Source organism: Sporosarcina newyorkensis (genome assembly GCF_900167515.1).
Classification (GTDB): domain Bacteria; phylum Bacillota; class Bacilli; order Bacillales_A; family Planococcaceae; genus Sporosarcina; species Sporosarcina newyorkensis.
In genome coordinates this window covers 42,419-57,789 of record NZ_FUYJ01000005.1, presented here as the reverse complement: position 1 = coordinate 57,789, position 15,371 = coordinate 42,419, and the positions used below count along the sequence as shown (strand labels likewise).

Genomic DNA, 15,371 nt, shown 5'->3' with positions numbered 1-15,371 from the left:
CCAAACAGCCAACGAAACGAACATTTTCGTCTACCCTTCCCGACAACTTCTTCCCGCGTTAAAAAGGAGCCGGCCGAAATTTCCCGGTCAGCTCCTTTTTCATCTACTGCTTGTAAAACGTCCTAAGAAATCTTGCAGACGCTCACTTTCCGGATTCATCAGAATTTCTGAAGGCGCACCCTGTTCTTCGATGACGCCTTCATTCAGGAAGACGACACGATCAGCGATGTCGAGGGCGAAATCCATTTCATGTGTAACGAGGATCATTGCCATCTCCCCTTCTTTCGCCAAATCACGGATGACTTCCAGCACTTCTCCGACTAACTCTGGGTCAAGGGCGGACGTCACTTCATCGAACAGCATGACTTTCGGACGCATCATCAAGGCGCGAGCCATGGCGACACGTTGTTTTTGTCCGCCTGACAATTGTGCAGGATAAAGTTCGATTTTGTCACCCAGCCCCACCTTTTCAAGCATCTCAACGGCCGTCGCTTTCACTTCCGACTTGCTTTCATTTTTCACGAGAACTGGTGCCAACATGCAGTTCTCCAAAATCGTCATATGCGGGAAAAGGTTAAAATGTTGGAATACCATACCGATATCTCCACGAATGGAACGCAGATGGTTTTCATCTGCTGTCACCCACTCGCCTTTCTTCTCCATCTGCCATAAGTTCTCGCCGTTCACTTCAATGATGCCAGCTGTCGGTTCTTCCAGTGTCATCAACATCCGGATGATCGTCGTTTTACCAGAACCACTCGGACCGATCAGCGCCACTTTTTCAGATGGTTTGATATCCAGGTCAATCCCCTTTAATACTTCGGTTTGTCCAAATGATTTATGAACGTCTTTATATTGCACTATCGGTTCCATTCTCTTCCCCTCTCCTTCATTCAGTTGCGTTTTTATTCAGGATGCATTATGCCAGCGTCTTCTTGTCGAACCGGCGATTGTATTTTTTCTCTAATTTATTTATCAACAACGCCGAAGGATAACTCAATAATAAGAAGAACAGCGCCACCACAGTAAGAGGCTCCACGTATTTATAATATTGAGCTCCATAGTCATTCGCGATATGAAGCATCGCCACCACACCGATTGTAGACGCAAGTGGAACTTCCTTAAACATGATGATCAAGTAATTCCCGAGCATTGGGATCGTCGGCGGAATTGCTTGAGGCAAAATGATTTTCATCCATTTTTGACGTGTGGATAAATTCAGTGCAGTCGATGCTTCCCACTGACCTTTATCCACTGATTCAATGCCTGAACGATATACTTCAGACATGTACGTGCTAAAATGTATGCCAAGACCGAGAATTGCAGCTACAAAAGGATTTAGCGACACCCCTACAACCGGCATCATAGGCCATGCATAATAAATAAAAAACAATTGCACGAGCGGAGGCGTAGAACGAATGAATTCCGCAAGCCATCCAAACAGCCATCGCACAGGCCGCCAAGGAAGTCTGCTGATAAACACCCAGAAGAATCCGAAGACAGCGGCAAATAAATAGCATGCCAGCGTCAGTCCTAGGGTGATCCATAAGCCCTTAAAAATCATAGGAATTACTGAAAAAAACACTTCCCAACTCCAAGTCATCAGCTAGCCACCCCTTTCTTCGATACACTCTCCATCTTTCTTGTGAAAGCAATCAACGGCAGCGCAATCACAAAGTACATCACGAGGAGAAGTACATAAACCGTCGGGGATTCCGCCAAGTGCGTGCTTCGGTAAATATTTCCGTAATACAATAAGTCCGTCAGTCCAATCAATGACACCAACGACGTTGCTTTCAAAATTTGAATCAAGTAGTTGCCGTATTCAGGAAGCATCATACGCAGCGCCTGAGGTAGAATAATATGCCGCATCCGTTGAAATTTCGATAAATTCAGCGCGACGGATGCTTCAGTCTGTCCGACCGCCACTGCTTGAATCGATCCGCGCACAATCTCAGACATATAGGCCCCATAATTTAGCGAAATCGCCAGTACAGCCACCCATATATCGCTCCCCAGATGGATATTGAATAGGCCGGGCAGTGCATAGGAAAACCAGAACAATTGTACAATCAGCGATGTCCCACGAAAAATTTCTACATAGAAACCAGTGAACCCTCTCAGCAAAGGATTCGTGTTGACACGCGACAGACCTGCGACGAAAGCGATAATACTCGCACAAATAATCGACAGGACCAGCACCTGTAACGTTACGCCTAACCCTTGTACGACGGTGGAAAATATATCGGGTAAGGAACTCACAAAAACCACTCCATTATTTACGTTTTCATTTCATCCTTCTTAATCTAGTGCCATGAGCAGCTTACGGAAGGTAAGAAAAAGGCCATGCCGCTGTTGGGCATGACCCGGCCACTCTTTTAATAGTTCTCTCCGCTGCAGACACTTTCCGTTGTTATTTCATTTTCAACAATATTCATCTCTTCTGTGAAACCGAATGGTTCGATCAACTCTGCAATTTTCCCGCTGTCTTTCAGCTTTTGCAATTCTTCATTGTACGCTTCACGCAGTTCATCATCACTGTCTAGGAAAGCAGCTGCGCCATAGCTTGGTACGCCTTCGATATCAGGTTGTTCGAAATCCGTGACAAACTCGAGCTTGTCATTATTTGCTGATTCCAGCGCCATTTTAATGGTCATTTCAGTACCCGTTGTGACAGCAGCACGCCCCGATTCAACAGCTGAGAATGAAGCCGGAATATCGGGAACCATCATAATTTGACTTTCTGCAATGCCTTCACGAAGCATGAAATCTTTTTCTGTAGCTCCACTCATCACCGCCACTTTGATATCTGGATTCGCGGCAATATCTTTATAGCTCTTCAAATTCATCGGGTTGCCTTTTTCTACGATCAAGCCTTCCCCATATTTGATTTCAGGCTCACCAAACGAAACAGTTGCACAACGGTCCGGCGTAATTGCCATACCCGCTGTCACTACATCAAACTTCCCTGCGCCTAAGCCTGGGATCAATTGACCGAATTCGGATAGTTTGCCATCCACTTCCTCAACGCCCAAGTTTTCAAAGACCGCTTTGGCAATAGCGACCGCAGCACCTTGCAATTCCCCATCTTCCTCATATGCATACGGTTTCTCATTGGCAAAGCCGACTCTGACAACGCCTTTCTCTTTCAAATCATCCAACTTACTTCCACTACTGCTGCTACCGGAATCTGAATCACCATTACCGCATGCTGCCAGTAGTAAAAGCATCATCATCGCCAAAACACCTATCGCCGACTTCTTCATAATTCTCCCCCTTGACTTTTTCATCAAACATTTTTTACTTAGTTGCTAGATTACCATAGTTAAAATTCGAGTTCAAATCGTTTTCGTTATTTTCTAAATATCCAATTAAGTGGATACCATCTACAAACATGATTATGACAGCGTTTTCAAGAGACAAGATTCGCTATTAATATATTTAAATTTTATTTTTTAATAGGTGAAAAGGCGCTAATTTAATTTCGCTTCATACAAACTTTCTTTTTCGATTTAAAGGCCTAATCTCATACTTATTTTCCCATTATTTAATTCATAAAGAAAATGAATAATATCTTTCAATTATAGCTACTTTTTGTGTGACCAAGCATAAAAAAGAACCATCTGATAAGTCATGTAGAAATGACTTTTCGGACGGTTTAACAAGTCTCTTTTGCAACTAAACCTTTAATACTCCAAGCAACAAAGTTATTGTACCAATTGAGAAATTTCTTAGCTTCCTTGCTGCTAACATATGTTATAAAAGAACCGTGTGTTGTCGATACTCAAGAAAGTGGACATGAGAACAGAAATAGCACACGTGAAACACAAATTCGTTTCACTGTATTGGACAAAAATGAAAAACCCTGTAAATGATGATAAATCAACATTTACAGGATCTTTATTCAGTACATATCGTATAACGATTTAACCTAGTAACGCCCTCGGCAGGAATCGAACCCACATTTTAAGAACCGGAATCTTACGTGCTATCCGTTGCACCACGAGGGCAAAATAAAAACATTACCTATACTCAGTGATCTCGTCTGCTGCAAAAATTATAAAAGCTTCTCTAACAGACATCTTCCATTATACCGTGGAATAGAATGAAAAGCAATCTAATTTTTTAAGGCAAATGATTTGACCTTTGTTGACCATCATAGGTAAAATACAATTATAGTTGAAATACCAACTAATTTCAACCGAACGATTATTATGAAGCATTAAAAGGAGGAAGTACCATTGAATCTTATTCCTACAGTTATTGAACAAACCAACCGTGGTGAACGGGCGTATGACATCTATTCCCGCTTGTTGAAAGACCGGATTATCATGCTCGGCAGCGGCATCGATGACAATGTTGCGAATTCGATCGTTGCGCAGCTCTTATTCCTGGAAGCAGAAGATCCGGAAAAAGACATCTCCATTTATATTAACAGCCCGGGTGGAAGTATTACAGCGGGTATGGCGATCTACGACACGATGCAATTTATTAAACCGGACATCCAGACAATCTGTATCGGTATGGCTGCATCCATGGGTGCCTTCTTACTGACAGCGGGAGCACCAGGCAAACGTTACGCATTGCCTAACGCAGAAGTAATGATTCACCAACCACTTGGTGGTGCACAAGGTCAAGCGACTGAAATTGAAATCGCAGCGAAGCGCATCTTGCACTTACGTGAGAAGTTGAATCAAATTTTGGCCGATCGTACAGGTCAGCCGATTGAAGTCATCGCACAAGATACGGATCGTGATAATTTCATGACAGCGGAACGTGCAAAAGAATATGGCTTAATCGATCATATCGTTCAACGCAGCGACATGAAAAAATAAGACAAAAAAGAACCGATTCTTCCCAAAAAGGAGAATCGGTTCTTTTTATTGCTGTTCAGCTTCTACAAAATCCGTAAGATTCTGAAGTGCCAAGTCTTCATCAATGCCGTCTGCCATCAAGATGATCTCAGTGCCTTTGGCAATCGCCAGACTCATAATCCCCATGATGCTTTTCGCATTCACCTGGCGTCTTTCTTTCTTCAAATAAATATCTGCAGTGTATTTATTTGCTTCCTGGACAAATAGTGCGGCTTGTCTCGCCTGTAATCCAGGTTTGATTCCCACTTTCACAGTTTTTTCTACCATATCGTATGCTCCTTTTCTTCCTTTTTTAAGAAGGATCTACTCGTTCTTTCGTTAATTTCCGCGCAATCTTTCAGCGATCTCTTCAATCTTCCGCAAGCGATGATTGACACCCGATTTACTGACAGGCGTCCCTGTCACCAGTTCGCCCAATTCTTTTAACGTAACATCTTGATGAGCTACGCGTAATTGAGCAATTTCTTGCAGACGTTCCGGCAATTGATCGAGCCCGATCGTCTGTTCAATCAACTTAATATTCTCTACTTGCCGCTGGGCCGCACCAATCGTTTTATTCAGATTGGCGGTTTCGCAATTCACTAGCCGATTTACGCTATTCCTCATATCCCGCATAATTCGGACATCCTCAAATTTCATGAGAGATACATGCGCACCGATTATACCTAGGAAATCGGATATCTTTTCAGCTTCCTTCAAATACGCGATAAATCCTTTTTTTCGCTCTATAGATTTCGCATTTAATTGGAATCGATTCATTAACTCGACTAGTGATTCGCTATGTTCTTGATAACTTGAGAACACCTCCAAGTGATAGGAAGACGTCTCAGGGTTATTGACGGAACCTCCTGCCAGGAAAGCTCCGCGTAAGTATGCACGCGCGCAGCAGTCGTCTTCAATGAGCTGCGGGTCGATTCGGTTCACCATTTGAAAATCATACGTCATAATGGACAGTGTTTCCAATAAATCCTTAGCGCCTTCCCGAATACGGCAAATATAAATATTATTTTTCTTCAAACGCATTTTCTTCCGTACAAGCATCTCTACTTTATAAGGATACAACTTTTTCAAGTTAGAATAAAGTCGTCTTGCTATCGCTGCATTTTCTGTTTGAACATCAAGACTTAATTGTTTATTGGAAAAAGACATCACGCCATTCATTCGAATAAAAGCTGCAATTTCTGCTTTCGTACAGCAGTCCTCCGCTTCAATTTGCGTCAATTCCTTTTTCGTTTTGGATGCAAAAGACATGATATTCCCCCTTTTTCGGCGATCTTCATATCTATCCGCCTTCTACGTTCTCTCTATATAGCGCATCAACACATCCGCCACGTCTGCCGATTTATGCATTATCGTTCCATTATATACAGTAGCAATTTCTTGTACAAATACTTCAGGCACGAGCGCTTGAAGCTTATCTAGATCGTTTTCGACCAACCACGGCTCCGTTTCTTCTCCAACACTTTTGTAAGCGCGTCTGAAGGCTTCTACATTATTAACGAGGACAGCATCCAGGAAAGGCTCTCCCGCGTGGTCATACAGAGCCTGAACGTGCTCAGAAGCAGTATAGCGGAAAGTCTCTCCTCTTTGTGTCGTCAAATTACCGACATAGACCTTCTTCGCGGTACTTTGGAGAACTGCGTCCCGAATATCTTGCACAAGTATGGTCGGCAAAATACTAGTATACAAGCTGCCAGGCCCAAACACGATCAAATCCGCCTTTTTGATCGTCGCCGCGGTCTCCGGCAACGGCTTGACATCTTCCGGTGAAATAAATACGTTTCGGATTTTTCTACCATAGAGAGGTATTTTGGATTCACCTGTAATTATTGAACCATCTTCAAGCTCAGCATGCAAGGTTATACGTTGATTTGCTGCCGGCAAGACTTTTCCTTTTATATTCAGGACGAGCCCCATCTGCTCCACCGCCCGCGCAAAATCTCCAGTGATCGTTGTTAACGCCGTCAGCATGAGATTTCCGAGTGAGTGGCCTTTCAGATCATCGGACCCTTCAAAACGGTATTGGAACATCTTTTCGATCAACGGTTCTACGTCTGAAAGCGCTGCCATAACCTGTCGGATATCTCCTGGCGGCGGGATGTCATACTGATCGAACAATCGGCCCGAACTACCTCCGTCATCTGCTACTGTGACAATCGCTGTCAAATCAATAGGATAGCGTTTCAATCCACGCAAAATGTTTGAAAGGCCTGTTCCACCGCCGAACACAACAACTCTTTTTATAGTAGTGGATGGCATAGCAATGTCACACCTTTCTTTTTTCGACATCCCGGTGAGAAACAAACGTTGGGTAATCCTCTTTGAATTCTTTCATGAAGTATTCGGCAAGTGTGACGGAGCGATGTTGACCACCTGTACAGCCAAATGCGATGACTGCCTGCCCTTTTCCTTCTTGCTTATACTGCGGGATCAGGAATCTGAAAAGATCCGTCAATTTATCAATCAATACTTTTGTGTCATTCCACTTTAAAACGTATTCAGAGACTTCCGTATCTAATCCAGTCATTGGACGTAATTCTTCCAAATAATATGGATTCGGTAAGAATCGGACGTCAAATACGACATCTGCATCGATCGGCATTCCATGCTTAAATCCGAATGAAACAAAATTCAACGTAAACGTCGGCTCGCCTGCCTTGGAAAATTCCCGCATAATCTTTTCACGTAATTGTTTCGGCTTTAACTGGGACGTGTCATAAATCGATCGCGACAAGCCTTTTAATTCCGTCAGTAAAATACGTTCTTTCCGTATGCCTTCGAGCAACACGCCACCTTCGGATAAAGGATGAGAGCGACGCGTTTCCTTATAGCGTTTAACAAGCGTTTCATCATTCGCATCAAGAAATAACAAACTCGCCTTAACGCCATCCATTTTGAACAACTCATCCAAAGCAGTGACCAATGAATCAAACAGGCTGCCACCGCGTGTATCCATCACCGCGGCAATGCGTCTCATCTGATTATCGGATTTCATCATCAATTCCAAGAATGTCACAAATAATTCGGGTGGCAGATTGTCGATACAATAGAAGCCCATATCCTCAAAACATTGCATAGCAACCGTTTTTCCAGCACCTGACATTCCGCTAATAATTACAACTTCATATTCATTTGAAACATGTGGTTGATCCATACTATTCTATTCACCTTCCATCGATTGTTGTAGCGACTCACGCAATAAACGAAATTGCTCTGTATAATAAAACGTTCCATATTGCGTACCTTCATGATGAATCGCAAACAATAAATTGGAACGATCTCCTTCCGCCATCGGTAATGTATGCAGACTCTCTATAGGATGCCATTCCAGCTCTCCTTCTACTGTTGTTTCCAACAGTTCACCCGAATAATCATGTGAAATGAATGTGAAAAGGAGCCATTCATTCAATAATGCCTCGCCCTCATCATCCATGATCATCATTGTATAGACACCTTTAAGATGCGGATTGATGGGACGCGCTCCAGTTTCCTCTACGAATTCGCGTATAGCGGCTTCATAGATGGATTCCCCCTCATCAATTTTCCCTCCCGGAGCCACATACCATCCGCGTCTCGGTTTCTTCAGCAAAAGGACTTGCCCATCTTTGACTACGAGTAAATTAGCAATTTTTTGCATATGTAGTTCCCCACTTTTCAAGTATGTAGTACTAGTATACAATGCTTTCCGGAAAAACGACAAAAAAAGGAGGCTATTCACGGAAGTTTGTTACCGCAAATAGCCACAAAGTTGCTATATTGTAAAAAGGGGGTCTTGACTACCTATACAATAACCTTTCTACATTGCAAACCTGTTACATTGAAGTTACGAATCGATTAAGCTTTTGCTTCTTGTTCTTCCATCAATTCTTCAATATACTTCTGAGCCGCTTGTGCAGCGATACTTCCGTCCCCCGTTGCTGTAACTACTTGACGCAACAGTTTTTCACGAACATCGCCTGCAGCGTAGATTCCAGGAATTTTCGTTTCCATGATGTCATTCGTTTCGATGTATCCATTCTCGTCCAAGATACCAAGTTCCTTGAATGGCCCCGTAAGAGGATCCAATCCAATATAGACGAACATCCCTTCCGTTTCCATCTCGCGCTCTGATCCATCTTCAGTTGACACTAATGTCACAGATCCGATCTTGCCATCTTTCTCGTTCACTTGCTTCACTGTCGTATTCCAAATGAAATCAATCTTTTCATTCGCAAATGCACGTTCTTGCAAAATCTTTTGTGCCCGCAGTTCATCACGGCGATGAATGATCGTTACCTTGTTCGCGAAACGCGTCAAATATGAACCTTCTTCAACCGCAGAATCTCCGCCGCCAATTACGACGATATCTTTGCCACGGAAAAATGCTCCATCACATACCGCACAATAACTGACACCGCGACCCGTCAACTCCGCTTCGCCCGGGATGCCCATTTTACGGTATTCCGCGCCTGTCGTAATAATAATAGCACGTGCCTTATAGCTCTTGTCGCCCACATGAATCGTTTTAAATTCGCGGCCGTCTTTAATCTCCGTAACGTCCCCGTAAGCATATTCTGCTCCAAAACGTTTCGCATGGTCAAACATCTTCGTAGAGAGATCAGGACCTAAAATGCTCTCGAAGCCAGGATAGTTTTCAATTTCCTCGGTATTCGCCATTTGACCTCCCGGCACGCCTCTCTCCAGCATGAGCGTAGACATATTCCCGCGAGCTGTATAAACAGCTGCTGTCATACCCGCTGGACCTGCGCCGATAATAATCACATCATATACTTTATCTATTGACATCGTAGTTGTCCTCCTTAAATATATAAGCTCTACATAAAATCGTAGTGGAATTGCCGCATGAATTCAACTTAAATGCAACATCCAATTTGCTGTCAATCCGTCGTGTAAGGCAAAAATTGGATCAATTCCTGAACATACTTTGTTAAGGTGGCAACAGCTACGTCATATTTCTCTGCCAGCGACTTCTTCGTCACTTGATCATAGCGCGATGATTGGAACATATAGTCTACAGCTGCGGCAATTGCTTTAGGATTTGCAAAAGCATACTCTCCGACCAAAGCATTCTCACATAATGTGAACCACATCTGAAACAAATGTGTCCCTTGCTGATCCAGTGGCATGTACTGTTCATACAGTAAATCACACGTCGTTAACGCTTTTTTCAATGATTTTTCAAAATCGTTCTCTGCTACAAATTCGTAATCTAAGCTATGTGCCAAAAACAACTGTTCCGACGCACTTAACTCTTCCACATTAATATAGCCGGGATGCGACAAAATTTCTTGCAAATGTGAGGACTTGCCTAATAAATACAAGCCAAACATCCGCTCACTGCGATAAGGATTGGAAATCTTCTCGATTAAAAACGAGACATCTTCCTCATACGAATCCGGATCCAACTCATCTTCTAACGATTTCCAAGGCTCAAATCCAGCTTTTGACGGATCCATTTGCAATAGTTTCTCATAAGCCTGCTCTGCTACTTGGCGGTGTCCGGTAAAATAGGCTGCATTCGAAAGCCAGAAGTAATAACCGACATCACCCTGGAAGCCACGCTTCTGCAAACTGCGCAGCCAATAATACGCTTCTTCATAGCGACCTGTCAGCGCAAATGTCGCTCCCAGTTTGTATCGATGTTCGACTTGATATGGTTTGATCTTAGACAATAATTCCATCATGCTGCCAAGTCGCTCTTCATCTCGTCCGTAATAGAAAAACACGGCTAAATTACAGAGTGCATGAATATTGCCTTTCTCCTCACGAAGTACATCATATAAAATCTCTTCCGCATGTTTTTCTTTGCCTATATAAAAGTACGCCAGCGCCAAGTTATTGTGGACAGCCCAAGTTTTTGGGTAGTCTGCCAAAAGATCTTCCAGTACATCAATCGCTTGCTCGAAGTTGCCTTCTTCCATCATCCTTCGGGCCTTTTCTTGCATGAACAAGACTTCTCCGTCCGGGACTTCCCCATCTTCGAGATATGTTTCTTCTTGATCGGCAAACTCAACGATTTCGTGCGCTTCCTCGACAAATATTCCATCTGGAGACAATCCGATATACTTGTTCGCATACTGTTTCGCCTCACGCAACAACCCAAGATGCGCATGAACTTCAGCCAAATAAAATGTTGTCTCTTCGTTGTTCGGCTCTAACTCATCCGCTGCTCTCAGCAATTCATAAGCATCCTCAAAACGGCCGACCTCCATGATGAAAACACCATACTCCATCTGGGTCAGTGCATCCTCAGGATTCAGCTCCAATGCGCGTTTATAATATTTTTCAGCGTCTGAAAACTGCTCACGCTGCATAGCCTGCATCGCACGCTTACGATAGAAATCTCCATCCGGCAGAAATGACACAATTTTATCCTTTTTGAACCTTTGTTTTTTATCCAATCGAACTCCTCCGAAAAAGTAAGAGGAACGTTCAAAACGTCCCTCTCTGCAATCTACCTTCTATTATAGCACAACTTATTCACTCGTCATTCATTTGTCTTCCCGGGCAGCCCGTGCCTTCATTTCCTCAGCTGAATAAATGACTTTGACTGGATTTCCGCCCGCAAAAACACCGGCAGGAATATCACGGTTGACTAATGATGCCGCTGAAACGATGGCACCATCGCCAATTTTGACTCCAGGTAAAATCGTCGTATTGGCACCAATTAAGACGTTGCTGCCAATTTCCACATCTCCTATACGATACTCATCGATCAAATATTCATGCGCCAAAATGGTCGTATTGAAACCAATGATTGAGTTATCGCCGACCGAAATGCGTTCAGGAAACATGACATCTGGTACGACCATTAACGCAAATGCCGTCTGTTTCCCTACCTTCATCCGAAGAAATAGACGATACAAAACATTTTTCCAGGATACGAACGGAGTATATCGAGCGATTTGGATGATAATGAAATTCTTTGCTACTTTAAAGATCGAAACAGTCCGATAAATATGCCAAAGTGAATTCGCTTCTCCTTTGGAAGGATAGCGTTCGGTGCGTCTCACGGCCGCTCTCCCTTTAGCACGTCGTATAGATCCGACATATGATGCAACATGAAATCCGGTTTAAATGTCTGCAAATAGTCTTCCCCTTTTAACGCCCAGGCAACAGCGGCAGTGCGTACACCCGCATTTTGCCCTCCTAATATATCATGGAAATTATCCCCTATCATCAGGGCTTCTTCAGGCGTACGGTCTAAGCGCTCTAATGCCAGAATAAGGGGCTCAGGGTCTGGCTTGGCATTCGTCACATCATCCAGACCGATAACTGTCTCAAAATAAGAATCTATTCCAATCAGACGCAAGCCTCTTTCCACCATGTCACGCTTTTTCGTTGAAACAACAGCCATTTTCATGCCCATTTCATACAATCTGCGGAGCGTATCCTCCACTCCATCAAAGGCACTGACCAGTTCATCATGATTCGCTAAATTCCAAACTCTATATTCATCGATTAATTGGTCTGTCATTTCGGGTGCAATTGAAGAAAAGGTGTCATGCAATGAAGGACCGATGAAGGGCAATATTTCCTCTCTTTGAAAACGGCCTGGAAAATGGTCATTCAGTACATGTTGAAAGGTAGCGATAATTAATTCGTTCGTATCTCCCAAAGTCCCATCAAAATCAAACAATAAGGTAGTGATCGGTTTAACAGTCAACAACAGACTCCTCCTTCTCTCTCGGCTGTTTCCACAGCACGCTGACCGTAACAGTCAGCAATATGGCAGTCACAAGCCGTATTAAGAATAATGGCCAAATCGGAATGCCTAACGGTAAGAAGAGCAATGTGTCTTCAATCACCGCATGGCACGCCATTAAGAAAATAAATGCCAAAGTAATATCACGTTTGGAAACTCCATCTTCCTGAACAGCTTGAATCATGACACCTGCCCCATACGCTAGGCCAATTAACAGACCCGCGACAAGTGTCATGGAAGCATTTGGTTTCACGCCAATCAACTTTGTAAATGGGGCGACTCCATTTGAAAAACGTTCCAAATAATTTCGGTCTTTCACGAACTGAACAAATAGCATCAGCGGGATAACGATCAGAGCAAGCTGTAACACTCCGAACGTTGCTTTTTCTGTACCCAAAAGGATAATCTGCCAAATGCCGTCAGGAATAACTTCCGCTTTCGGAGTCAAACCGTATTGTGCGGTTTCCGAACCGCCTGTCCAGAAAAGGTTCAATAGTATGCCAGCAAGCGCTGCCAGTCCAAGACGGACCACAAGGACAAGCCAAAGCTTCACACCAACTTTCAGGGCCACGGCTGTTTCGATAAAAAGATTATGTGCGAAACTGATCATAACGGCTATGATGAATACTTCCTTCACCGTCAACTCCAGGGAGATGATCCCTGCAATCCCCGCATACAAATTCAATGCATTCCCAAGCACAAGTGGAACGGCTGCTTCACCGCGCAAGCCAAAGATATGCATGAGCGGAGAAATGAGTTCCACTAACCAAGGCAGGATAGGCGTAAATTGCAAGATGGTGACGAACAATGTAATAGGAAAAATGATTTTCCCCAGTGACCAAGTGGTTTTCAGCCCAGCCTGCAAACCGCTTTGCAACGTACTGGACAATGAGATATTATTTTTGTTTGTCTTCATAATTTTCATTCACCTTCATCACAAATCTTCGGTATAACAAGATCGCGATCCCAATAATAACGCCGGCAACAGATACCATCTGTGCCGCTCTCAAGCTGCCGATTACATACAGACTGTCCGTCCGCATTCCTTCAATGAAGAAACGACCGATCGAATACCAGATGACATAAAATAAAAAGATTTCTCCGCGCTTCATCTTCAATACTCTTCGAATGACTAGAATTAAAATTAGCCCTACAACATTCCACATCGACTCATACAGAAATGTCGGATGGTAGGTCACTCCTTCGATGGTCATCTGGTTCATAATCCAGTCTGGAATGATCGTGTTTTCTTTAAACGCATCTGAAACAGGACCACCATGCGCTTCCTGGTTCATGAAATTCCCCCACCGGCCGATAATCTGACCGATCAATAAGCCGGGCGCTGTAATATCCGCGACTTTCCAAAACGACACGCCGCGCTTTCTCGTAAAAATAATGGCCGTAATCACGGCACCGATCAGCGCACCATGAATGGCAATTCCGCCGTTCCAGATCTGGATAATCTGGCCGGGATGGTCACGATAATAATCCCAAGTGAAAATGACGTAATAAATACGCGCACTGATGATTGAAATCGGAATCGCCCAAATGAGCATATCCGTCAAAAAGTCAGGGTGCATGCCCCTTCTCAACATTTCACGTTGCACGATGATGAATCCTAATACAATCCCTAATGCAATGAGAATACCATACCAGCGTACTTCTAAAGCTGTATCCGAAGTGCCGATTCTAATCGCGACAGGATTAATCGCAAGTAAAAATAAATTCACTTAGTCGCTCTCCTCTGCTTTCAAAATTTCCGCATTCTCTGCGATTGCTTGGTCCAAACGCTTTGTAAATTCATCCGCTGCATTGAATCCTAGACGCTTCATACGGTAATCCATAGCAGCGACTTCAATGATGACCGCGATATTCCGACCTGGTCTGACCGGAACGGACAAGCGTGTAATTTGTGAATCAAGGATTTCAATCTTTTCCTCATCGATTCCCAAACGATCATAATGCTTATCCTCATCCCAAATTTCCAAGTCGACCGCCAACAGCACCCGCTTATCATCCTTCACTGCACTCGCACCGAATAACGTCATCATATCAATAATGCCAATGCCACGGATTTCCAACATATGCTTAAGCAACTTCGGTGACGTACCGATCAAAACGTTTTCCGATACTTGGCGAATTTCCACCGAGTCATCCGCGACAAGTCGGTGACCTTTTTTAATTAGTTCCAACGCGGTCTCACTCTTTCCAACGCCGCTTCCTCCAGTGATCAAGACACCGACACCATAGACGTCCACTAATACACCGTGGACTGTAGTCATAGGGGCAAGCTGACCGACTAAGTAATTCGTCAGCATGCCGGAAAATTGCGTCGTTTTGTAATCAGTGCGCAAAACCGGAACATTTTTTTCATCCGCCAGCTGACTTAGTTCTCTCGGTCCTTCTTCACCATGTGCAATAATGAATGCAGGCGTATCCTCCGAGCAAAGACGTTCCAAACGTTTTCTTCTCGTAATCGACGGCAATGTTTCCAAGAACGACATTTCCTTGCGGCCGATCAATTGCACGCGCTCCGATGGATAATAATCAAAATAACCAGCCATCTCAAGACCTGGCCGTGAAATATCGCTCATATTGATATGCCGATGAATACCTTCGTGTCCTGCAATCAATTCAAGGCCGAATCGATTCATAATATCTTCTACTGTTAGTTCCCCCATAAAGCTCCCCGCTTTCCAACTCGTGTCATAGCTATCCAAATCTTATTTTAACATGAAGAAAAAGAAATGAAATGGATTTATCCTTGTGATACTTCATATGGGCTGTCTCCT

The 15,371-nt window shown here is 43.7% G+C and carries 17 protein-coding genes and 1 tRNA gene; 1 reads left to right on the top strand and 17 read right to left on the bottom strand.

Annotation, left to right across the window (positions count from 1 at the left end):
* Positions 1-99: 99 nt before the first annotated feature.
* From ehuA to B5D59_RS10765, 5 genes are all read right to left on the bottom strand, one after another.
* Positions 100-873 carry an ectoine/hydroxyectoine ABC transporter ATP-binding protein EhuA gene (ehuA, locus tag B5D59_RS10785; protein ID WP_078817907.1) on the bottom strand — a complete coding sequence of 258 codons (774 nt, stop codon included), beginning with the start codon at positions 871-873 and terminating at the stop codon, positions 100-102.
* Between the two features lie 46 nt (positions 874-919).
* A complete protein-coding gene (ehuD, locus tag B5D59_RS10780) occupies positions 920-1,603 on the bottom strand; it encodes an ectoine/hydroxyectoine ABC transporter permease subunit EhuD (RefSeq protein WP_078817906.1) in 684 nt (227 codons plus the stop codon).
* Positions 1,603-2,262, bottom strand: coding sequence for an ectoine/hydroxyectoine ABC transporter permease subunit EhuC (gene ehuC, locus B5D59_RS10775; RefSeq protein WP_078817905.1), 660 nt, complete (start codon positions 2,260-2,262; stop codon positions 1,603-1,605). The genes ehuD and ehuC overlap by 1 nt, the downstream gene beginning before the upstream one ends.
* A gap of 116 nt (positions 2,263-2,378) precedes the next feature.
* Positions 2,379-3,266 carry an ectoine/hydroxyectoine ABC transporter substrate-binding protein EhuB gene (gene ehuB / locus B5D59_RS10770; RefSeq protein ID WP_078817903.1) on the bottom strand — a complete coding sequence of 296 codons (888 nt, stop codon included), beginning with the start codon at positions 3,264-3,266 and terminating at the stop codon, positions 2,379-2,381.
* 672 nt (positions 3,267-3,938) lie between these two features.
* Positions 3,939-4,010: transfer RNA gene (locus B5D59_RS10765), tRNA-Arg, on the bottom strand.
* Positions 4,011-4,241: 231 nt separating this feature from the next.
* Between B5D59_RS10765 and clpP the strand changes: the two genes are divergently transcribed.
* A complete protein-coding gene (gene clpP / locus B5D59_RS10760; protein WP_078817902.1) occupies positions 4,242-4,835 on the top strand; it encodes an ATP-dependent Clp endopeptidase proteolytic subunit ClpP in 594 nt (197 codons plus the stop codon).
* A 45-nt stretch (positions 4,836-4,880) separates the two neighbouring features.
* Here clpP and B5D59_RS10755 read toward each other — a convergent pair whose 3' ends face one another.
* The 12 genes from B5D59_RS10755 to hprK all read right to left on the bottom strand — a co-directional run bounded on the left by B5D59_RS10755 (position 4,881) and on the right by hprK (position 15,260).
* Positions 4,881-5,141: an HPr family phosphocarrier protein gene (locus B5D59_RS10755; RefSeq protein WP_009498269.1), complete on the bottom strand. Its 261-nt coding sequence runs from the start codon at positions 5,139-5,141 to the stop codon at positions 4,881-4,883.
* A 51-nt stretch (positions 5,142-5,192) separates the two neighbouring features.
* Entirely contained in the window at positions 5,193-6,125 is a 933-nt protein-coding gene (gene whiA, locus B5D59_RS10750; RefSeq protein WP_009498270.1) for a DNA-binding protein WhiA, read from the bottom strand.
* A 42-nt stretch (positions 6,126-6,167) separates the two neighbouring features.
* On the bottom strand, positions 6,168-7,133 hold the full coding sequence (locus B5D59_RS10745) for a gluconeogenesis factor YvcK family protein (protein WP_040759750.1): 966 nt from the start codon (positions 7,131-7,133) through the stop codon (positions 6,168-6,170).
* A gap of 7 nt (positions 7,134-7,140) precedes the next feature.
* Positions 7,141-8,028, bottom strand: coding sequence for an RNase adapter RapZ (gene rapZ / locus B5D59_RS10740; protein ID WP_009498272.1), 888 nt, complete (start codon positions 8,026-8,028; stop codon positions 7,141-7,143).
* A 6-nt stretch (positions 8,029-8,034) separates the two neighbouring features.
* Positions 8,035-8,511 (bottom strand): 8-oxo-dGTP diphosphatase, encoded by a 477-nt coding sequence (locus tag B5D59_RS10735; RefSeq protein WP_078817901.1) that lies wholly within the window; start codon positions 8,509-8,511, stop codon positions 8,035-8,037.
* A 197-nt stretch (positions 8,512-8,708) separates the two neighbouring features.
* Positions 8,709-9,659, bottom strand: a complete 951-nt coding sequence (gene trxB, locus B5D59_RS10730) for a thioredoxin-disulfide reductase (protein WP_078817900.1) — start codon at positions 9,657-9,659, stop codon at positions 8,709-8,711.
* Positions 9,660-9,751: 92 nt separating this feature from the next.
* Positions 9,752-11,275 carry a tetratricopeptide repeat protein gene (locus B5D59_RS10725; RefSeq protein WP_078817899.1) on the bottom strand — a complete coding sequence of 508 codons (1,524 nt, stop codon included), beginning with the start codon at positions 11,273-11,275 and terminating at the stop codon, positions 9,752-9,754.
* Positions 11,276-11,365: 90 nt separating this feature from the next.
* Positions 11,366-11,887: an acyltransferase gene (locus B5D59_RS10720; protein ID WP_078817898.1), complete on the bottom strand. Its 522-nt coding sequence runs from the start codon at positions 11,885-11,887 to the stop codon at positions 11,366-11,368.
* Positions 11,884-12,540 (bottom strand): pyrophosphatase PpaX, encoded by a 657-nt coding sequence (gene ppaX, locus B5D59_RS10715; protein WP_078817897.1) that lies wholly within the window; start codon positions 12,538-12,540, stop codon positions 11,884-11,886. The genes B5D59_RS10720 and ppaX overlap by 4 nt, the downstream gene beginning before the upstream one ends.
* On the bottom strand, positions 12,530-13,504 hold the full coding sequence (locus B5D59_RS10710; RefSeq protein WP_078817896.1) for a nucleoside recognition domain-containing protein: 975 nt from the start codon (positions 13,502-13,504) through the stop codon (positions 12,530-12,532). The genes ppaX and B5D59_RS10710 overlap by 11 nt, the downstream gene beginning before the upstream one ends.
* Entirely contained in the window at positions 13,476-14,309 is an 834-nt protein-coding gene (gene lgt, locus B5D59_RS10705; protein WP_078817895.1) for a prolipoprotein diacylglyceryl transferase, read from the bottom strand. Before lgt ends, B5D59_RS10710 begins: the two co-directional genes overlap by 29 nt.
* Positions 14,310-15,260, bottom strand: a complete 951-nt coding sequence (gene hprK, locus B5D59_RS10700; RefSeq protein WP_078817894.1) for an HPr(Ser) kinase/phosphatase — start codon at positions 15,258-15,260, stop codon at positions 14,310-14,312. It lies immediately after the preceding gene.
* Positions 15,261-15,371 lie beyond the last annotated feature (111 nt).